The sequence below is a fragment of the Citrobacter sp. CK180 genome (genome assembly GCF_030333655.1).
Classification (GTDB): domain Bacteria; phylum Pseudomonadota; class Gammaproteobacteria; order Enterobacterales; family Enterobacteriaceae; genus Citrobacter_B; species Citrobacter_B koseri.
Genome location: NZ_JAOWFM010000022.1, coordinates 39,988 through 60,084, shown reverse-complemented (window position 1 = coordinate 60,084; position 20,097 = coordinate 39,988). Strand labels below are relative to the sequence as shown.

General features: G+C 54.2%; 18 protein-coding genes. 5 read left to right on the top strand and 13 right to left on the bottom strand.

Translation table 11 applies throughout. The features are described 5' to 3' along the window. Positions 1 to 157: 157 nt before the first annotated feature. Positions 158 to 736, bottom strand: coding sequence for a TetR family transcriptional regulator (locus OGV50_RS00755; RefSeq protein WP_058669179.1), 579 nt, complete (start codon positions 734 to 736; stop codon positions 158 to 160). Between the two features lie 118 nt (positions 737 to 854). Between OGV50_RS00755 and OGV50_RS00750 the strand changes: the two genes are divergently transcribed. After that, positions 855 to 2,342 carry an MFS transporter gene (locus tag OGV50_RS00750; protein WP_200090618.1) on the top strand — a complete coding sequence of 496 codons (1,488 nt, stop codon included), beginning with the start codon at positions 855 to 857 and terminating at the stop codon, positions 2,340 to 2,342. Position 2,343: 1 nt separating this feature from the next. Here OGV50_RS00750 and OGV50_RS00745 read toward each other — a convergent pair whose 3' ends face one another. The 3 genes from OGV50_RS00745 to yddG all read right to left on the bottom strand — a co-directional run bounded on the left by OGV50_RS00745 (position 2,344) and on the right by yddG (position 5,415). Further along, positions 2,344 to 2,784 carry a GFA family protein gene (locus OGV50_RS00745; RefSeq protein ID WP_024130326.1) on the bottom strand — a complete coding sequence of 147 codons (441 nt, stop codon included), beginning with the start codon at positions 2,782 to 2,784 and terminating at the stop codon, positions 2,344 to 2,346. A gap of 80 nt (positions 2,785 to 2,864) precedes the next feature. Next, on the bottom strand, positions 2,865 to 3,965 hold the full coding sequence (gene ompC / locus OGV50_RS00740) for a porin OmpC (RefSeq protein WP_047463657.1): 1,101 nt from the start codon (positions 3,963 to 3,965) through the stop codon (positions 2,865 to 2,867). Positions 3,966 to 4,533: 568 nt separating this feature from the next. Then, positions 4,534 to 5,415 (bottom strand): aromatic amino acid efflux DMT transporter YddG, encoded by an 882-nt coding sequence (gene yddG, locus OGV50_RS00735; protein WP_200090617.1) that lies wholly within the window; start codon positions 5,413 to 5,415, stop codon positions 4,534 to 4,536. 234 nt (positions 5,416 to 5,649) lie between these two features. Between yddG and fdnG the strand changes: the two genes are divergently transcribed. From fdnG to fdnI, 3 genes are read left to right on the top strand one after another with little or no spacing between them, the layout of a single operon-like run. Next, the gene (gene fdnG, locus OGV50_RS00730) at positions 5,650 to 8,697 is read left to right on the top strand and encodes a formate dehydrogenase-N subunit alpha (protein ID WP_077956900.1); all 3,048 of its coding nucleotides are present in this window, start codon (positions 5,650 to 5,652) and stop codon (positions 8,695 to 8,697) included. Positions 8,698 to 8,710: 13 nt separating this feature from the next. After that, the gene (gene fdxH / locus OGV50_RS00725; RefSeq protein WP_012132387.1) at positions 8,711 to 9,595 is read left to right on the top strand and encodes a formate dehydrogenase subunit beta; all 885 of its coding nucleotides are present in this window, start codon (positions 8,711 to 8,713) and stop codon (positions 9,593 to 9,595) included. Beyond that, positions 9,588 to 10,244: a formate dehydrogenase-N subunit gamma gene (fdnI, locus tag OGV50_RS00720; RefSeq protein ID WP_012132388.1), complete on the top strand. Its 657-nt coding sequence runs from the start codon at positions 9,588 to 9,590 to the stop codon at positions 10,242 to 10,244. The genes fdxH and fdnI overlap by 8 nt, the downstream gene beginning before the upstream one ends. 137 nt (positions 10,245 to 10,381) lie before the next feature. On the opposite strand, the gene maeA is transcribed toward fdnI, so the two are convergent. Continuing rightward, positions 10,382 to 12,079, bottom strand: coding sequence for a malate dehydrogenase (maeA, locus tag OGV50_RS00715; RefSeq protein WP_012132390.1), 1,698 nt, complete (start codon positions 12,077 to 12,079; stop codon positions 10,382 to 10,384). Positions 12,080 to 12,252: 173 nt separating this feature from the next. Continuing rightward, positions 12,253 to 12,396, bottom strand: a complete 144-nt coding sequence (sra, locus tag OGV50_RS00710) for a stationary-phase-induced ribosome-associated protein (protein ID WP_024130331.1) — start codon at positions 12,394 to 12,396, stop codon at positions 12,253 to 12,255. A 169-nt stretch (positions 12,397 to 12,565) separates the two neighbouring features. Here sra and osmC point away from each other — a divergent pair, with 169 nt between their 5' ends. Then, positions 12,566 to 12,997 carry a peroxiredoxin OsmC gene (gene osmC, locus OGV50_RS00705; protein ID WP_200090616.1) on the top strand — a complete coding sequence of 144 codons (432 nt, stop codon included), beginning with the start codon at positions 12,566 to 12,568 and terminating at the stop codon, positions 12,995 to 12,997. A 102-nt stretch (positions 12,998 to 13,099) separates the two neighbouring features. Here the strand turns inward: osmC and OGV50_RS00700 are convergent, their stop codons facing one another. Genes OGV50_RS00700 through OGV50_RS00670 form a run of 7 tightly spaced genes read right to left on the bottom strand, consistent with a single transcriptional unit; the run spans position 13,100 to position 20,023 of the window. Continuing rightward, positions 13,100 to 14,044, bottom strand: a complete 945-nt coding sequence (locus OGV50_RS00700) for an oligopeptide/dipeptide ABC transporter ATP-binding protein (RefSeq protein WP_060816083.1) — start codon at positions 14,042 to 14,044, stop codon at positions 13,100 to 13,102. Continuing rightward, positions 14,037 to 15,023 (bottom strand): ABC transporter ATP-binding protein, encoded by a 987-nt coding sequence (locus OGV50_RS00695; protein WP_200090615.1) that lies wholly within the window; start codon positions 15,021 to 15,023, stop codon positions 14,037 to 14,039. The genes OGV50_RS00700 and OGV50_RS00695 overlap by 8 nt, the downstream gene beginning before the upstream one ends. Further along, complete coding sequence (gene ddpC / locus OGV50_RS00690) at positions 15,020 to 15,916, bottom strand: D,D-dipeptide ABC transporter permease (RefSeq protein WP_012132395.1); 897 nt, start codon at positions 15,914 to 15,916, stop codon at positions 15,020 to 15,022. The genes OGV50_RS00695 and ddpC overlap by 4 nt, the downstream gene beginning before the upstream one ends. After that, positions 15,913 to 16,935: an ABC transporter permease gene (locus OGV50_RS00685; protein ID WP_012132396.1), complete on the bottom strand. Its 1,023-nt coding sequence runs from the start codon at positions 16,933 to 16,935 to the stop codon at positions 15,913 to 15,915. Before OGV50_RS00685 ends, ddpC begins: the two co-directional genes overlap by 4 nt. A 44-nt stretch (positions 16,936 to 16,979) precedes the next feature. Continuing rightward, on the bottom strand, positions 16,980 to 18,542 hold the full coding sequence (locus OGV50_RS00680) for an ABC transporter substrate-binding protein (RefSeq protein ID WP_200090614.1): 1,563 nt from the start codon (positions 18,540 to 18,542) through the stop codon (positions 16,980 to 16,982). Positions 18,543 to 18,554: 12 nt separating this feature from the next. Further along, entirely contained in the window at positions 18,555 to 19,142 is a 588-nt protein-coding gene (gene ddpX / locus OGV50_RS00675; RefSeq protein WP_200090613.1) for a D-alanyl-D-alanine dipeptidase, read from the bottom strand. 14 nt (positions 19,143 to 19,156) lie between these two features. Further along, on the bottom strand, positions 19,157 to 20,023 hold the full coding sequence (locus OGV50_RS00670) for a MurR/RpiR family transcriptional regulator (RefSeq protein ID WP_012132399.1): 867 nt from the start codon (positions 20,021 to 20,023) through the stop codon (positions 19,157 to 19,159). Positions 20,024 to 20,097 lie beyond the last annotated feature (74 nt).

Below are 20,097 nucleotides of genomic sequence, written 5' to 3'. Positions count from 1 at the left end.
CGCGGGCCCTTTTTAGAATTTATTGAAGACTTTTAAGAATATTGATTGAAAGGATAGATAAAAAAGCGAGACCACGAGGAGTGAAGGGCGGTTAATAAGTTGCTTAAGTGTTACCAAATGTAAATACAAAAGATGCATTGTTAACTAACGCATAACATCAGCGAAATAACTCCAGCGTAATCATGCGGTCCAGATGCTGCTGGTAGGCAGGGTCGGTCATTTCAGGCATACCGAGGGCGTACATGCCGTCCAGCCCGCAGGCTAATGCGATTAATCGCCAGGCGACATCAGCGGCGGCTGAGGCCAATGAAAATTCTCCTGCTTCCTGACCGCCTTCAATGATGGCGGTCGTTTCTTCATGCCACATTTGCATGGTCAGCAGGTAGGCACTTTTAATTTCCGGGTCGTTATCCGCCAGGATCTGCGCTTCCCGCCAGAGTTTAATGTAGGGCTCTAATCCGCCATCGTCACTCCCCAGCATGGCGTGCAGCCGCATGCGCCAGGTGCAGTGCTCAGGCACCAGGCTGGCATCCAGCAAGGTGCGAATCAGACGAACGAATACCTGAGATTTAAGCTCGCCCGAACTACTGAAATGGTGGTGGAGTTGTCCGGTCGCGACGCCGGCTTCCTGCGCGATTCGCCTTACCGTCATGCCGCTCAATCCCTCTTCCAGCGCGACGCGCATTGCCGCTTGCAGGATCACCTCACGGCGCTCATCCCGATTCAGATAACTCATGGCTTTCTCCCATTTTCGCAGTTGGCGCAGTGTAACAAAAAGCTGGACATGCGTTCAACTTTCCGTAGGATCGCGAGAGTTGAACATGTGTTCAGTTTTTGCTTTCAAAGGACGTTTTATGTTTCGTCAGTGGTTAACGTTAATGATTATTGTACTGGTCTACATCCCTGTTGCGATTGATGCAACGGTGCTGCACGTTGCCGCACCCACGCTGAGCATGACGTTGGGCGCCAGTGGCAACGAGCTGTTGTGGATCATTGATATTTATTCTCTGGTGATGGCAGGGATGGTATTGCCGATGGGCGCGCTGGGCGATCGAATCGGCTTTAAACGCCTGCTGTTGCTGGGGGGAGGCTTATTCGGTCTTGCGTCGCTGGCGGCAGCATTCGCCCACAACGCCAGTTGGCTGATCGCTACCCGTGCGATTCTGGCTATCGGCGCGGCGATGATTGTTCCGGCGACGCTGGCCGGTATCCGCGCTACGTTTTCTGAGGCCCGTCACCGTAATATGGCGCTTGGCGTCTGGGCGGCCGTAGGGTCGGGCGGCGCCGCGTTCGGCCCGCTGGTCGGCGGTATGTTACTGGAGCACTTTTACTGGGGATCGGTCTTTCTGATCAATGTACCCATTGTTCTGGTGGTGATGGCGTTAACGGCGCGCTTTGTGCCTCGCCAGTCCGGTCGCCGCGATCAGCCATTGAACTTTAGCCATGCGGTCATGCTGATTATCGCCATCCTGCTGCTGGTATACAGCGCGAAAACCGCGCTGAAAGGGCAACTGGCCAGCGGCGTTATCGCCCTGACGCTGATGATCGGCGCGCTGTTGTTGGGCATGTTTATCCGCACGCAGCTCGCCGCAGCGCGCCCGATGATCGATATGCGTCTGTTTACGCATCGCATCATTCTGAGCGGCGTTGTGATGGCGATGACGGCGATGATCACGCTGGTCGGCTTCGAGTTGCTGATGGCGCAGGAGCTTCAGTTTGTTCATGGCTTAACGCCGTATGAAGCAGGGCTGTTTATGCTGCCAGTGATGCTCGCAAGTGGATTCAGCGGCCCCCTTGCCGGGATGCTGGTTTCACGACTGGGATTGCGAACAGTGGCGACTGGCGGCATGGCGCTAAGCGCGCTGAGCTTTTATGGCCTGGCAATGACGGATTTCAGCACGCAGCAATGGCAGGCCTGGTGCCTGATGGCGCTGCTGGGTTTTAGCGCCGCCAGCGCGTTGCTCGCCTCTACTGCCGCCATTATGGCCGCTGCGCCCGCAGAAAAAGCGGCGGCGGCCGGGGCGATAGAAACCATGGCCTATGAACTGGGCGCCGGGCTTGGCATTGCAATCTTTGGCTTGTTGTTAAGCCGCAGCTTTTCCGCATCTATCCTGCTTCCTTCCGACCTGAACGCAGAGGAAATCGAACGCGCATCGTCGTCAATGGGAGAAGCGGTGCAGCTGGCGGATACGCTCTCGCCTTCACTTGGTGAGGCGATACTGGACGCCGCCAGACAGGCGTTTACCTGGTCGCACAGCGTGGCGCTGAGCAGTGCCGGAAGCATGTTAATTCTGTTAGCGGTAGGGATGTGGTTTAGTCTGGCAAAAGTAAAACGCGGCTAACCTAATGTGCTAATTGACAGGGGTAATCCATCGCTTCGATCTCTTTACCGCTCAGGCGAGCGTATTGCCCCGTCAACCGCCAGAACGCAGGTTGCGTTTCGGTATAGATTTCGGCTGCCAGGATCAGACGACGCCGCTCATCTTCGGTTAATTCCAACAGCGTCCAGGGCATAAAATAGCGGTCGCTTTCCGTCAGCCGGAACCACAGCGGACACCCACAACCTGAACAGAAGTAGCGTTCGCCACGCAAAGAAGAAGAGAAGTGAGAGGGCTCTGGTGAATGGGGAGCCATAAGCGGACGACCGCAGGCTTCCAGGTACATCGCAATACCACCAGACCATTTTTGACACAGCGTGCAGTGACAGGCATAAACATCGAGCATTTCAACGTCAACGGTAAAATGACTCTGCCCACAGAGGCAACGTCCTGTGAACGTTTGCACGGCATACTCCTTATGACCGGATCAACATCTGGAGAAAAGCCAGCCCATCATGGGCTGGCTTATGTTCAAATCAGGAAAGATTAGAACTGGTAGGTCAGACCAACAGCAACGATGTTGTCAGTGCTAACGCCAGCTGCTTCGGTGAAGCGGCTGTCGTCAACCAGGTTGATTTTGTAATCAACGTAGGTAGACATGTTTTTGTTGAAGTAGTAGGTCGCGCCCACATCGATGTACTCAACCAGATCCTGGTCGCCCCAGCTACCGATGTCTTTACCTTTGGATTTCAGGTAAGCGATGGACGGACGCAGACCGAAGTCGAACTGGTACTGAGCAACAGCTTCGAAGTTCTGCGCTTTGTTCGCAATGTGATCGCTGCCGTAAGCAGTCATATTGCGGGTTTCAGAGTAGGTGGTCGCCAGGTAGATGTTGTTCGCATCGTATTTCAGACCAGCAGCCCAAACTTCTGCGTTTTTACCGCCTGCGTTCAGTTCGTTCGCAGCAGAATTCACCTGCGCGTCAGTACGGTCAGATTTTGCATAAGATGCACCCACGCCGAAACCGTCGAACTCATAGGTAGAGGAGATACCGAAACCGTCGCCATTCGCTTTAGTGATGTCAGCGCCGTAGATTTTATCGCTGTTACTACGTTCGTTTTTACCCTGATACTGAGCAGCGAAGTTCAGACCTTCAACCAGACCGAAGAAGTCGGTGTTACGGTAGGTTGCAACGCCGGTAGTACGGCCAGTCATGAACACATCGCTCTGGGTCCAGGTATCGCCACCGAACTCAGGCAGAACGTCAGTCCATGCGCCGATGTCGTAAACGACGCCGTAGTTACGGCCGTAGTCCAGAGAACCGAACTGATCAAATTTCAGACCAGCGAACGCCAGACGCGTTTTGTTGCCTTTGGTGCCGTTGGACTCGTCGTTGTTGCCTTTGAATTCATATTCCCACTGGCCGAAACCGGTCAGTTGGTCATTGATCTGAGTTTCGCCTTTGAAGCCCAGACGCGCATAAGTTTTATCGCCATCATCACCCTTGTCGTCAGAGAAATAATGAAGAGCGGTTACTTTACCGTACAGGTCCAGTTTGTTGCCGTCTTTGTTATATACCTCAGCTGCGTTTACCGCACCTGCTGCCAACAGGGTAGTCACTGCCACTGCAACTAATTTAAGTTTCATTTTAATTAATCCTTATAATTTTCTTAGCGTGTTTCCTAAACCATTTCTAAACGAGGCCGCTTGTCAATGGCAGACTATTTTTAATAGACGTCATGGTACTAATTCAATAATAAGTTTCATAAGATTACAAATTATTTGAAGTTGTGTGATCCAGATCTACATAATAGATCTCATGGTATTAATTTTAGATGGGTATATCCTGAGATAATATATTTTCAAAAGGAATTGTTTTGCGGGTGATGGTTTTATTGTCTCTAGTCACGCGTGCTGACTATATACGAAAATACAGTTACAAATGAACATAAAATGCTTTATTTTATCAATTGAATATCATAATTTTAACAAAAACAAAACAAGTGATGAAGTATTATACACTCCGTTCGCCATTCATCAGCAACAACAAATTTTCATTTAAATAACTATATGGCAAGAAGCCAGAAAAAAAGCAAATAAGAATTTTCGAAGAAATAACGCCGATCGCAATATTCATTTAACCGAAATTAATACAGCAGGAAGAGAGTCGGGGCAGCCACAGAACTCGAAAGATAATCCGCCCCAACCACTGACTTCAGGCGCGACGCGTCGCTAACCAACAAAGCAGGGAACCCGCACACACCATAACCGCACCTTGCCAGAATGAAAATGACAGCGGCGCGCTTAACAGGACAGCGGCCAGCGCAGATGACAGCACCGGGGTAAAATAGGACCCCACAGCCATAATCGTGACGTTGCCATGCAAAATACCCACGTTCCATGCTGCATAAGCAAATCCTAACGTCAGGGCAGCAGAAAACAGTTTGATAACGACAGGCGTGCTAAAAATCATCTCCGGCTGCGGCGTCAGAAAATAATGTACCCATAAACTTGCAGCAGTGAGGAGGACAAATATCGTAATGCCATTAAACCCTCTGGCATATTTGTTAGTGACGGTACAGTAGGTTGCCCAGATAAATGCGCCGAGAAAAGCGAGAAAATAGCTTAATGGGCTGGTTGAAATATTGCTGATAATTTCATCAGCATGGAGTCCATGTTCACCGCCTAAAACCCAACAGACGCCGGTTAACGCGACAATTAATCCTGGAACAACCAGCCAGGTTGTTTTTTGTCCATTGAACAAAATAGCAAAAAGAATCGTCAGACTGGGCCATAAATAGTTGACCATGCCGACTTCAATCGCCTGGTGACGCGTTGCTGCATATCCCAGCGAGAGCGCCAGACATATTTCATAACTGACAAACAGTACGCTGCCAGCGATTAAATAACGAACAGGAAAACGACGAATATTGGGGAACCCAACGGTAAAGATGAGCAATAATCCGCTTAGCGAATAAATAGCGGCGGCGCCGCCAACAGGCCCAAGTCCTTCACTTACCCCACGAATAAGCCCGACCATCGTGCTCCAGAGTACGATGGCAATAAGTCCAATTAACGTTGCTTTTTGTGTCGTCATTCTCTCCGTTTATCCCCATTCCTGGTCAAAAAAATATCGCTGAAATTTATAGCACTTTTACACCTTCCCGCGCTAATTCATTGTCTTTCTGATACTCCTTTGGTGGTATATAAACTCGACAAAAAGAACTATTTAGTAGCGGAACCGATTCGTTATTGATTTGACGCAAAAAAGTTATGGATATTGCTGTTAGTTTCCTCGCGAAGTTACATCCCTGGAAAAAAGAGGAAAGCAATGGACGTCAGCCGCAGACAATTTTTTAAAATCTGCGCGGGCGGTATGGCGGGAACAACAGTCGCTGCTCTGGGTTTTGCACCCAAAATGGCACTGGCTCAAGCGCGAAATTATAAGCTGTTACGCGCTAAAGAGATCCGAAACACCTGCACATACTGTTCCGTAGGTTGCGGGCTATTAATGTATAGCCTGGGCGATGGAGCAAAAAACGCAAAAGAAGCAATTTATCACATCGAAGGGGACCCGGATCATCCGGTCAGCCGTGGCGCATTGTGTCCGAAGGGCGCAGGTTTGCTGGACTATGTACACAGTGAAAACCGCTTGCGTTACCCGGAGTATCGCGCGCCCGGTTCAGATAAATGGCAACGCATTAGCTGGGATGACGCGTTCACCCGCATCGCAAAGCTGATGAAAGCCGACCGTGACGCCAACTTTATTGAAAAGAACGAACAGGGCGTAACGGTAAACCGCTGGCTTTCCACGGGGATGCTTTGCGCCTCCGCCGCCAGTAACGAAACAGGCATGTTGACGCAGAAGTTCGCGCGTTCCCTCGGCATGCTGGCAGTAGACAACCAGGCACGCGTCTGACACGGACCAACGGTAGCAAGTCTTGCTCCAACATTTGGTCGCGGTGCGATGACCAACCACTGGGTTGATATCAAAAACGCCAACGTCGTTATGGTGATGGGCGGTAACGCCGCTGAAGCACATCCGGTGGGATTCCGCTGGGCGATAGAAGCGAAAAACAACAACGACGCCACGCTGATTGTCGTCGATCCACGTTTTACACGTACAGCCTCGGTCGCGGATATTTACGCGCCTATTCGTTCCGGTACAGACATTACCTTCCTGTCCGGCGTACTGCTGTATCTGATTGAAAACAATAAAATAAATGCCGAATACGTTAAGCATTACACCAACGCCAGCCTGCTGGTGCGGGACGATTTTGCTTTCGATGATGGTCTGTTTAGCGGCTATGACGCCAAAAAACGCCAGTATGACAAGTCATCCTGGAATTATCAGTTCGACGAAAACGGCTATGCAAAACGTGATGAGACGCTGAGCCATCCGCGCTGCGTATGGAATCTGCTGAAACAACACGTTTCCCGCTATACGCCAGATGTTGTCGAAAACATCTGCGGTACGCCAAAAGCCGATTTCCTGAAAGTGTGTGAAGTGCTGGCCTCCACCAGCGCTGCCGATCGTACCACTACCTTCCTGTACGCGCTGGGCTGGACGCAACATACCGTTGGCGCGCAGAACATCCGTACGATGGCGATGATCCAGTTGCTGCTCGGCAACATGGGGATGGCAGGCGGTGGCGTCAACGCCTTACGCGGCCACTCTAACATCCAGGGGTTAACGGATTTAGGTCTGCTTTCCACCAGCCTGAGCGGTTATCTGACCCTGCCGTCTGAGAAGCAGGCGGATCTGCAAACCTATCTGAGCGCAAACACGCCGAAAGCCACGCTGGCTGACCAGGTGAACTACTGGGGCAACTATCCGAAGTTCTTCGTCAGTCTGATGAAATCATTCTACGGCGATGCGGCGCAGAAAGAGAATGACTGGGGCTTTGAATGGCTGCCGAAGTGGGATCAGGCCTACGACGTCATTAAATACTTCAACATGATGGATAGCGGTAAAGTGACCGGCTACATCTGTCAGGGCTTTAACCCGGTTGCGTCCTTCCCGGACAAAAACAAAGTGGTGCAGTCGCTGAGCAAGCTGAAGTACATGGTGGTCATTGATCCGCTGGTGACGGAAACCTCCACGTTCTGGCAGAACCACGGCGAGTCTAACGACGTCGATCCGGCGTCGATCCAGACTGAAGTCTTCCGTCTGCCGTCAACCTGTTTTGCCGAAGAAGATGGCTCTATCGCCAACTCTGGCCGCTGGTTGCAGTGGCACTGGAAAGGTCAGGATGCGCCGGGCGAAGCCCGCAACGACGGCCAAATTCTGGCCGGTATTTACCACCGTCTGCGCGAGATGTATCGCAGCGAAGGGGGTAAAGGCGTTGAACCGCTGCTGAAGATGAGCTGGGACTACAAACAGCCGGATCATCCTGAATCTGAAGAGATTGCGAAAGAGAACAACGGCTACGCGCTGGAAGATCTCTATGACGCCAACGGCGTCCTGCTGGCGAAGAAAGGCCAGTTGCTGAGCAGTTTTGCCCAGTTACGCGATGACGGAACGACGTCGTCCTCCTGCTGGATTTATACCGGCAGCTGGACCGAGCAGGGCAACCAGATGGCTAACCGTGACAACGCCGACCCGTCAGGTCTCGGCAATACGTTGGGTTGGGCATGGGCATGGCCGCTGAACCGCCGCGTACTGTATAACCGCGCCTCGGCAGATCCACAGGGTAAACCGTGGGACCCGAAACGGATGCTGATTCAGTGGAACGGGTCGAAGTGGACGGGGAACGATATCCCGGACTTCAACACCGCCGCACCGGGTAGCGCAACCGGGCCGTTTATCATGCAGCCGGAAGGGCTGGGACGTCTGTTCGCCATCGATAAGCTGGCGGAAGGGCCGTTCCCGGAACACTACGAGCCGATGGAAACGCCGCTGGGCACCAACCCGCTGCACCCGAACGTGATCTCCAGCCCGGTCGTTCGTCTGTACGAAGAAGATGCGCGGCGTATGGGCAAGAAAGATCAGTTCCCGTATGTCGGTACAACCTATCGTCTGACCGAACATTTCCACACCTGGACCAAGCATGCACTGCTGAACGCGATTGCTCAGCCAGAGCAGTTTGTGGAAATCAGCGAAAACCTGGCGGCCTCGAAAGGGATTGCCAACGGCGACGCAGTGAAAGTCAGCAGCAAACGTGGATTCATCCGGGCGGTTGCCGTGGTGACCCGACGTCTGCAAACGCTGAACGTCAATGGTCAGCAGGTTGAAACCGTGGGTATTCCGCTGCACTGGGGCTTTGAAGGGGTTGCGCGGAAAGGCTATATCGCGAACACCCTGACGCCAAATGTCGGTGATTCCAACTCGCAAACGCCGGAATATAAAGCGTTTTTAGTTAACATCGAGAAGGCGTAAGGGAGGCGAACATATGTCTTTGGAAACGCAGGACATCATCAAACGGTCTGCAACAAACCCGATCACGCCGCCTCCCCAGGCGCGTGATTATAAAGCGGAAGTCGCAAAACTGATCGACGTCTCCTCCTGCGTAGGCTGTAAAGCCTGCCAGGTGGCTTGTTCCGAGTGGAATGACATTCGTGACGAGGTAGGTCATTGCGTCGGGGTGTATGACAACCCGGCCGATCTCAGCGCGAAATCCTGGACGGTGATGCGTTTTAGCGAAACCGAACAGAACGGCAAGCTGGAATGGCTGATTCGTAAAGACGGCTGTATGCACTGTGAAGATCCGGGCTGCCTGAAAGCATGCCCGTCTGCCGGCGCGATCATCCAGTACGCTAACGGGATTGTTGATTTCCAGTCCGAACATTGTATTGGCTGCGGCTACTGCATCGCCGGGTGTCCATTTAATGTTCCGCGCCTCAATAAAGAGGACAACCGCGTCTATAAATGTACGCTGTGTGTGGATCGCGTCAGTATCGGTCAGGAACCGGCTTGCGTGAAAACTTGCCCGACCGGGGCAATCCATTTCGGCACCAAGAAAGAGATGCTGGAGATGGGGGAGCAGCGCGTGGAGAAACTCAAAGCGCGCGGTTTCGAACATGCCGGTGTTTACAACCCACAAGGTGTGGGCGGTACGCACGTCATGTACGTTCTGCATCACGCGAACCAGCCGGAGCTGTATCACGGCTTACCGAAAGATCCACAGATCGATACCTCTATCAACTTGTGGAAAGGGGCGCTGAAACCTCTGGCTGCCGCCGGGTTTATCGCCACCTTCGCCGGGCTTATCTATCACTACATTGGTATTGGCCCGAACAAGGAAGTGGACGATGAAGAGGAGGACCATCATGAGTAAGTCGAAAATGATTGTGCGCACGAAATTTATCGATCGCGCCTGTCACTGGACGGTGGTGATTTGCTTCTTCCTGGTGTCGCTGTCGGGAATTGCGTTTTTCTTCCCGACGCTGCAATGGCTGACGCAAACCTTCGGGACGCCGCAGATGGGGCGTATTTTGCACCCGTTCTTCGGCGTAGCGATTTTTGTCGCACTGATGTTCATGTTTGTGCGCTTTGTACACCACAACATCCCGGACAAGAAAGATCTTCCGTGGCTGAAGAATATTGTGGAAGTACTGAAGGGCAATGAACACAAAGTCGCCGATGTCGGTAAGTACAATGCCGGGCAGAAAATGATGTTCTGGTCGATCATGAGCATGATTTTCGTGCTGCTGGTGACGGGCGTGATTATCTGGCGTCCGTACTTTGCGCAGTTCTTCCCGATGCAGGTCGTGCGTTACAGCCTGCTGATCCATGCGGCGGCAGGCATCATCCTGATGCACGCCATCCTCATCCATATGTATATGGCATTCTGGGTGAAAGGATCGATTAAAGGGATGATCGAAGGTAAGGTGAGTCGCCGCTGGGCGAAGAAACACCACCCGCGCTGGTATCGCGACGTCGAGAAGGTCGAAGCGAAAAAGGAAAGCAAAGAGGGATTACAATAACCCGCTTTCAAAAGACAAAAGCGCTACGTCTGTAGCGCTTTTTTTTTGCCAACAGAATGCCGGATGGCGCTGCGCTTATCCGGCCGACAACCGTATAAAACGCAGGCCCGGTAAGCGTAGCGCCACCGGGCAAACACTCAGATAGAGGTACGGCGGTAATCGCGGTATTCCGCTTGCCAGAAATTCTCGTCGATGGCTTGCTGTAGCGCTTCTGCGGACGTTTTTACCGCCACGCCCTGTTGCTGCGCCATTTTACCCACGGCAAAGGCAATCGCTCGCGACACGGTCTGAATATCTTTCAGCTCCGGCAATACCAGACCTTCGCCGTTGAGCACCAGCGGAGAGTATTTCGCCAGCGTTTCGCTTGCCGACATCAGCATTTCGTCGGTAATACGCGACGCGCCGGACGCAATCACGCCCAGGCCGATCCCCGGGAAGATGTAGGCGTTATTACATTGCGCAATAGGGTAAATTTTATCTTTCCAGGCCACCGGCGCGAAAGGACTGCCGGTCGCGACCAGCGCATTGCCTTCGGTCCAGGCGATGATGTCCTGAGGCGTGGCTTCAACGCGGGACGTCGGGTTAGACAGCGGCATCACGATCGGACGTGGGCAGTGCTTGTGCATCTCGCGAATGATCTCTTCAGTAAAGAGCCCGGTTTGCCCCGACACGCCAATCAGAATGTCCGGCTTCACGTTGCGCACGACATCAAGCAGGGAGAGCACTTCGCTTTCGCTGTCCCAGTGTTGCAGGTTCTCGCGTTTTTGCACCAGCTTCGTCTGGAATGAGAGCAGGTTAGGCATCTGGTCCGTCAACAGACCAAAGCGATCCACCATAAACACTTTCTGGCGAGCGGCTTCTTCGCTGAGCCCTTCGCGTTGGGTCTGCGCGATGATCTGTTCAGCGATCCCGCAACCGGCAGAACCTGCGCCAAGGAAGACGATTTTCTGCTCGCTCAACTGGCTGCCCGCCGCACGGCTGGCGGCAATCAGAGTACCGACGGTCACGGCTGCCGTTCCCTGAATATCATCGTTGAAAGAGCAGATTTCATCGCGATAGCGATTAAGCAGCGGCATCGCGTTTTTCTGCGCGAAATCTTCGAATTGCAGCAAGACGTCCGGCCAGCGCTGTTTCACCGCCTGAATAAACTCATCGACGAATTCATAGTATTCGTCATCGGTGATGCGCGGGTTACGCCAGCCCATATAGAGCGGATCGTTCAGCAACTGCTGATTGTTGGTGCCGACGTCCAGCACCACCGGCAGGGTATAGGCCGGGCTGATGCCGCCACAGGCGGTGTACAGCGACAGTTTACCGATTGGAATCCCCATTCCGCCAATGCCCTGGTCGCCAAGACCGAGGATGCGTTCCCCGTCCGTCACCACAATCACTTTGATATTGTGGTTAGGCACATTTTGCAGGATATCGTCCATGTTGTGGCGGTTCTGATAAGAGATGAACACGCCGCGCGCGCGACGGTAGATCTCAGAGAAGCGCTCACAGGCGGCGCCCACCGTTGGGGTATAGATAACCGGCATCATCTCATCGAGATGGTTTTGCACCAGTCGGTAGAACAGGGTTTCGTTGGTATCCTGAATGTTGCGCAGATAGATATGTTTATCGATTTCCGTTTTGAATCCCTGATACTGGATCCAGGCGCGCTCCGCCTGTTCTTCAATCGATTCGACCACTTCCGGCAGTAACCCCAGCAGGTTGAAGTTACGGCGTTCTTCTATACTGAAAGCGCTTCCTTTATTCAGGAGAGGAAATTCCAGCAGCACAGGGCCAGCGTAAGGAATATAAAGGGAACGCTGTTTCTTGATTTTGGTTTCCATGTCACTCACTCTTTTTCGAATATCCGTTCCTGGTGCTGTTTTATGGGCGTACTTAGGTTTTCACCAGGGCGTCGGGCAAAGAGTATAAAGCATTGTGAATGAATCCAGGCTTTTGTAAGCAAAAACACCATTGCGGTTGCAATGGTGTTTATCGTCATATCAGAACGGGGCGCTTACTTTTGGCTGTCAGCGTGACGTTTTCTGCCAGTAGGGTTGTTGACCACGCTGACTTTGTCGCCTTCGGTCACGAGTTTGCGTTGGTTGGAAATTTTATGGTCCAGTCCAAGAATATGACGGGCCTGACGGTTCGATTTCATTTTAACTCCTCAATCCTGTTGCTAGTTTTAAGGACAAATTCGCAATTGCGAAAGAAACGTAACCCCTTAGGTTGCTGGTACAGCATAGCAGGTTTTCCCCGGAAGGCGACCGAACGCGTGTAACAGAGTTGGTCTATACTTTCTGTTTTGAGCCAACAGGAGAGCAAGAATGACAATCCATAAGAAAGGTCAGGCACACTGGGAAGGCGATATTAAAGGTGGAAAAGGTACGGTATCGACCGAAAGCGGCGTGTTGAATCAACAACCCTATGGCTTTAATACACGCTTTGAAGGCGTAAAAGGAACCAACCCGGAAGAGTTGATCGGCGCGGCCCACGCGGCCTGTTTCTCGATGGCGCTTTCGCTGATGCTGGGCGAGGCGGGTTTTACCCCATCGTCAATCGACACGACAGCCGATGTCTCGCTGGATAAAGTCGACGCGGGTTTTGCGATCACGAAAATTGCGTTGCACAGTAAAGTTGCCGTACCTGGCATTGATGCGTCCACCTTTGACGGCATTATTCAGAAAGCGAAAGCCGGATGCCCGGTTTCGCAGGTGCTGAAAGCAGAAATCACGCTGGATTATCAGTTGACGTCATAACGGCATCAATCTCGACGGCCCGGTGATTGAGCGTCGGGTCGGCTCCACAAAACACTCTGTAGGCCCGGTAAGCGACAGCGCCACCGGGCGATTGTCTGGCTCTTACTCCACCGCTCGCCAGCAGCGAACGTCGCTCTCCGATCCCCGCGTCAATAATGCCTGCGGTTTTTCACAGCCACGGGTTGCCAGCGGACAGCGATCGCGAAAATAACACCCTTGCGGCAGGTGGCGGTTCCCCGGTAGTTCCGTTTTGCGCAGCACCAGGTCTTCTGCCAGTGGCGCACCTGTTTTCGGCACGGAATCCAGCAACAGCCGGGTATAGGGATGCGCAGGCGTGGTTAACACCTGTTGCGCGTCGCCCAGTTCAACAATTTGCCCGAGATACATCACCGCAACCCGATCGCTCATATATCGCACAACCGACACGTTGTGTGAAATCAACACATACGTCAGTTTACGGCGCGTCTGTAGCGCAACCAGCAGATTCAGGATCTGCGCCTGCACGGAGATATCCAGCGCGGAAGTCGGTTCATCAAGCACGATAACGTCCGGCTCTGACGATAAGGCGCGAGCAATGGCGATGCGCTGGCGTTGTCCGCCGGAAAACGCATGGGGAAGCCTGTCGAGGTACTCAGGCCGGATGCCAACCTGTAAGGCCAGTTCTTCCGCCAGCGTCCGCCGTTCACGTTCGCTGTTATGCTTCTGGAGCCAGACGGGCTCAGTGATAATCCGCCAGACGGGTAATCGGGGGTCCAGCGAAGAGAGCGGGTCCTGAAAGACCATCTGCATCCCGCTGTTGGCGCCGGTGCGAGCAACGCCAGGCCGCGAGCACTCGCCGTGGCTGGGTTTTAACATTCCCATCAGCAGTTGCGCCAGCGTACTTTTCCCGCAGCCGGATTCCCCCACGATGCCGAGCGTTTCTCCCTGGCGAATCTGCAAATCCATACCGTTCAGGGCATGTACGCGTTCCGTCACCCGCCCCAACCAGTTTTTACGGGCGGGGAAGGTGATATGGACATCCCGTAACGAGAGCAATATGTCAGGCATGCGTCATCTCCTGTTGTGGATACCAGCAGGCGGATTGTTGTTCAGGTTCGCCATGATTCTCCAGCGCCGGGACAGCCTCGCACAGCGTCCCGGCGGCAAAACAGCGTTCGCGGAAGGCGCATCCGGTTGGCAGGCAGGTCAGGTTAGGCACCGTCCCTGGAATCGCGGGCAGCGGCGCGCGAGGTTCGCCGTGTTCCGGCGCGCATTTCAACAAACCAATGGAATAGGGATGCGTGGGGCGGTGAATAACCGTCTGCGTGGGGCCGCTCTCAATCACGCTTCCGGCGTACATGACATACAGCCGATCGCACAACTGCGATACCACCGCCATATCATGACTGATAAACAGCACCGCAGTACCGCTGGCTCGCGCTTTTAGTTTCAGCAAACGCAGAACCTGTAGCTGCACCGTGACGTCCAGCGCGGTAGTGGGTTCGTCGGCAATAATCAGCTCCGGCTCGCAGGAGAATGCCAGCGCGATCATCACCCGCTGGCGCATCCCGCCGGAAAGCTCAAACGGAAATCGCGCCATAACCTGCGCCGCATCGGGAATTTGCATCTCTTCCAGCAGGGCGATGGCTTTTTCCCGCGCCGCCTGGCGGCTCACCGCCTGATGATAGCGAATGACTTCCACCATTTGTTGCCCAATGCGCCGGGTGGGATTCAGCGCCGTCATTGGCTCCTGGAAGATCATCGACACGCGCGCGCCGCGCCATTTACGCATCTGCTTTTCGCTGGCATTCAGCACGTCCTCGCCCAGCAGCGATACGCGGCCCTGATGAATGTGATAGCTGCCTTCCGGCAGCAGCCGCATTGCCAGCATGGCGGTGACGGATTTACCTGACCCGGACTCGCCGACCACGCCGACGATTTCGCCCCGGTCGATACGCAACGATACGTGGTTAAGGGCGTGAACATCGGCTTTGTAACCCGGAAAGCTCAGGTGTAAATCCTCAATTTCCAGCACGGGTTGGGTCATGACTGTTTTCCTCCGGCTTTAGGGTCAAGCAGATCGCGAATACCATCGCCAAACAGGTTAAACCCGACAGCGGTAATCAGGATCGCCGCCCCAGGAAAGGCGCAATACCACCACTGGTCTAGGACATAGTTACGACCAATAGCCACCATTGCGCCCCATTCAGCGGAGGGCTGTTGTGCGCCAAGGCCAATAAAGCCCAGCGTGGCGGCCATCAGGATCGCGCTGCCAATATCCAGCGACGCCTGCACGATAAGCGGCGGCAGCGAATTACGTAAGATATGCCAGCTGATAAGGTGCCAGCGGGAAGCGCCATACGTTCGGGCAGCCTGTACATAGGTAAACTGGCGCACGACCAGCGTTTGCCCTCGCGCCAGGCGCACATAAAAAGGAATACGGACAATGGCGATCGCCATCATGGCGTTAAACAGGCTCGGCCCCAGCGCGGCGGCCAGCGCCATCGTCAGCACCAGCGAAGGAATCGACAGCATAATATCCATCAGGCGCATAATAATAGCGTCGGCGCGCCCGCCCATGACGCCGGACAGACAGCCAAGCAAGGAGCCGATTCCACCGGCAATCCCTACGACGACCAGCCCGGCGACAATGGATTGCTGGCTGCCGACCAGTACGCGGCTGAACAGATCGCGTCCCACTTCGTCAGTGCCGAACCAGTGCGTCGCAGAGGGCGCAAGCAGGCGTGCGGTCAAATCGATGGCATTGGGATCGTAAGGCGTTATCCAGGGCGACAGCACCATCAGTAGCAACATCAGGATGATAATCACGCCGCCGGTCAGCGTCAGCGGGCTGCTTTTCATCAGCCAGAAGAGTTTTGCCCAGTCGATCCGGCGGCGGGCGGTCTGCGACGGGGCGGGCGTCTCTTGCGTTAACATCATTCAGCACCTCCGCGACCGATTCGGGGATCGATCCACAAATAGAGTAAATCGACGACCAGGTTTACCAGCACATAAGCCAAAGAGACCACTACGGCGAACCCCATCACCGCCGGAAAATCCAGCGCCTGAATAGAGGTGACCACCCAGGCCCCCATTCCCGGCCAGGCAAAGACCGTCTCGGTAAGCACGGCGCCATACAGCAAATCCCCCAGCGCCAGCCCCAGAACGGTAATCGACGGAATCAGGGCGTTAGGTAAGGCATAGCAGAGCACGATGTACCAGCCAGGCAGACCGCTGGCACGCGCGGTGCGAATGTAGTCCTCGCTGAGTTGCTCCAGCATGGCGGAACGAATCTGACGGGCGACAATTCCCAGGTGGACAAACGCCAGGGTCAGCGCCGGTAAAATAAGGTGTTGTAACGCGTTGAAAAAGACCTCGCCATTCCCCTCCAGCAGCGCGTCAATCAGGTAGAACCCGGTGACGTGGGCGGGCGGGTCCAGCCAGTCATCAAGCCTTCCACCGCCGGGCAGAATTTGCAGATGCCCGTAAAACAGAACAATAACGCCCAGCCCCAGCCAGAACGCCGGGGTGGAAATGCCGGTTATCGCCATCAGCCGCACCAGATGGTCCAGCCAGCGGTTTCGCCATACGGCGGATAAAATCCCCAGCGGAATTCCGATCACCAACGCCAGCAGCAGGGAACAGAAGGCCAGTTCAAGCGTGGCGGGGAAAAACACGCGCAACTCTTCCATTACCGGGCGGCCAGTGCGTATAGACGTGCCCAGATCACCGTGAAAAACGTCGCTGACATAGCGAAAAAATTGCACATACAGCGGCTGATCCAGCCCCAGCTGCTGGCGAATGTTTTCGACAATCTCATCGCTGGCGCGATCGCCGGCCAGCAGTCGCGCAGGGTCGCCAGGAATCAGGTGAGAAATAATAAACGTAATTACGCAAACACCGGCGACCACCAGAATTAGTCCCCAGCATCGCTGGCGTAAAATGCTCCAGAACGTCATAGGCTTCCCCTTGCGGAGCCATAACGGCCCCGCATCAACGTGGCTTATTTACTCATGGCGCCAATGTTAAAGACCTGTTCCAGCATGGGGTTGAAAACAAAGCCTTTGACCTCTTTGTTCATCGCCAGCTGGTAGTTTTTCTGGAAGAGATAGACGTAGGCGGCCTCATCAATCACGATGGTTTGCGCCTGCTGGTAATCCTTCGTTCTGGCCGCCTGATCGGTGGTGGTCAGCGCGCTGCGCAGAAGTTTATCGACCCCGGCGTTGTCATAAAACGAACGGTTACCCGGCAGGCCTTTCTTATCAGACTCAAACCAGTAGTTCATGAACATGTACGGGTCGGCGAAGTCCGGGCTCCAGTTGCCGATGGCAATGTCGTAATCACCTTTGCCGATCCGGTCGCGCATGGTGGCATTCGCCAGTTTTTCCAGCTTCACCTTAATGCCCAGCTTGCTGAGGCTGGCCTGCGTGGAAAGCGCAATCGGCTCCCAGTTTGGATCGTTATCAGAGTAGAGGAAGCTCAGGCCATCGGGCTTGGTCGCGACTTGCTCCCAGGCGGCTTTGGCTTTCGCTTCATCAAAACTGTACTGCATTGCCTTCGCGTCATAGCCCCACATACCTTCAGGAATCGGGCCGCGCATCTGCTTGCCGTTACCGCTGAGGATACCCGTCACCATGCCCTGATAGTCCGTTGACCATGAGATGGCCCGGCGCAAATCCACCTGATTCAGCGGCGCTTTACTGTTGTTCAGATAGAGATAAGTCACGCGCAGCGAAGGGTAATCCGCCACGTTGACTTTCCCTTCCTGTTTTAACGCGTTGAGCTGGTCTACCGGGAGAGCATCGGCAATGTCGATGTCTCCCCGCGACAATTGCAGGCGGCGGGAAGCGCTCTCACCAATAATTTTTACCGACACGCGCTTAAAGGCAGGTTTGGCTCCCGCATAATGCGGATTCGGCACCAGAATCAGCTGCTGTCCTTTCTGCCAGCTTTTCAGCATAAACGGGCCGGAACCTGCGGTATTCTGCGCCAGAAAACCGCGCGCATCATCTGCGGCATGTTCTTTCAGAACCGCCGGGTTAATAATGGAGGCGCCGTCATTCGCCAGCGTGTACAGGAAGGGCGCAAACGGCTGGCTCAGCGTAAATTTCACCGTATAGTCATCGACGGCTTCGACTTTCAAATCTTTTGGAAAGGCTTCTGCCGGGCCTTGCCCAATTTTCAGCAGACGCGCAAAAGATTGTTGCACCGCATCTGCCGTAACGGGCGAGCCATCAGCGAATCGGGCATCTTTATTAAGGGTAAACGTCCACTCTTTCTGATCGTCTGAGGCCTTCCAGTCGCTCGCCAGATCGCCTTCAACCTCCGTGGAACCTTTACCTCCCTCGGTTTTGTACTGCACAAGGCGTTGATAAGACGGGTAGGTCACCGTCCAGTCGTTGTTATCAATAGTGACGGCAGGATCAAGCGTTTGCGGATCGGCCGCTTTACCAATCACCAGCATATCTTTGGGTACAGCCGCCTGAGCGGCGGGCAGGGCAACAGCCAGTGCCACGGCAATCAGGGCGGGACGAAACAGCGAAGTTAAAGCGTGTGTTGTCTTCATGACCGTGCTCCATTACAGGGAGGGTTGTGTTGTTGTGCGTGATGCCGGGAAACAGGCAATGCAGTCGTCGAGCAAGGGGTAGCTGGCCGCGTCCGGCAATTCGAAATGCCACCATTCACTGCGGATGCCGACAAAACCACCGCCAAACATAATAGCGTTCAATAACAATCGATTACGTTGCGCTGCGGGTGGAACAGAAGGGTGATACGAGTGCGAGCGATCGTGCATTTCATCAAAACCGGCCCCCATATCAAGCACGTTGCCATGCTCATCCATCAGAGTGACGTCAATTGCCGTACCACGGCTATGGTTTGAACCGATGGCCACATCCACCACGTATTGCGGATCGGGACAGACATGCCACAGAACCGACTGCGCCTGCTGCGGACGATAGGCGTCGTATACCACCAGAGACAGCCCTGCCAGCTGCGCGATGCTGATACTTTTCGCCAGCGCGGTGACGGCATCCGTATGCAACAGGCAACGGGCCTCCCGGTAAATGGGCGCGCCGGTGAGGTTATCGGCGGTGGCGTATTTGAGATCGATATGCAGCGAGGGGAAAATCACTGACAGATCGACCAGTTCAGGGGTTTCTGACATAGCACGTTTCCTGTTTATTGTTCGAATTGACCAAACTCTTGTTGCAGCTGGCGATTGGTTCGCAGCCGTTCAGCAAGCGTATCGCCCAGTTGATCCACCACGCCTGACAGCAATAAGTTGAACAGGCAGCTCACGGGGGCGAGTGAATCCCAGAAGTGCCCGGTGTCGGTTTTTACCTGCAATAAGTCGATGGCGTAATCTCTGGCCCACGGACACCAGACATCAGTGATTAACGCCAGCGGAATGCGCCGCTCGCTGGCAACGCGACAATACTGACGGGCAGCGGCGGAATAGGCGCGGGTATCCGTGATCACCACATATGGCCGTGCGAACCCGGAATTCAGCGACTCAACCCAGCTCCCGGATAACCCTTCGGAATAACTGACTTTGGGCCGCAGATATTCCAGATGGCTGAAAAAGGCGTTAGCAATGCCGCGCGTGGACTGAATCCCCAGAACATACACGGCCTCCGCATGCGCCAGTTGCTGAGCGATTCGCAAGAACGTTTCACTTTGCGCCAGCTGATAGACGTGGGTGATGGCATCAATTTCCAGCGACAGCGACTGACGCGCTCTGTCGGGCAGCCGCTGCTGCTGTTGCCAGGAGTCAAGGCGTTCATTCATCCCCCAGGGCTGATAGGGCACGGATGGCAGTTCCCGCAGGCTGGCCTTGGCGTCCTCAAGATTACGAAAACCAAGCTTCCGTAAATAACGTCCCACCGTGATGCCGCTGGTGCCTGTCGCTCTGGCGATACCGTCTGCCGTTTCAAACGGTATCTGCGCCGCGTGCGCTAACAGCCAGCCTGCAACGCGCTTTTCGCTGGGCGTATGCTGGCTAAAGCTCTTCTCAATTCGGGCAAATAACTCAGGTTTTGATGTCATTACCGTCTCGCTGTTAGTGAGCTGTCAGAGAGCATTCCGCTGTTACTGAATTAACAATGCAGGACGCATGCCAA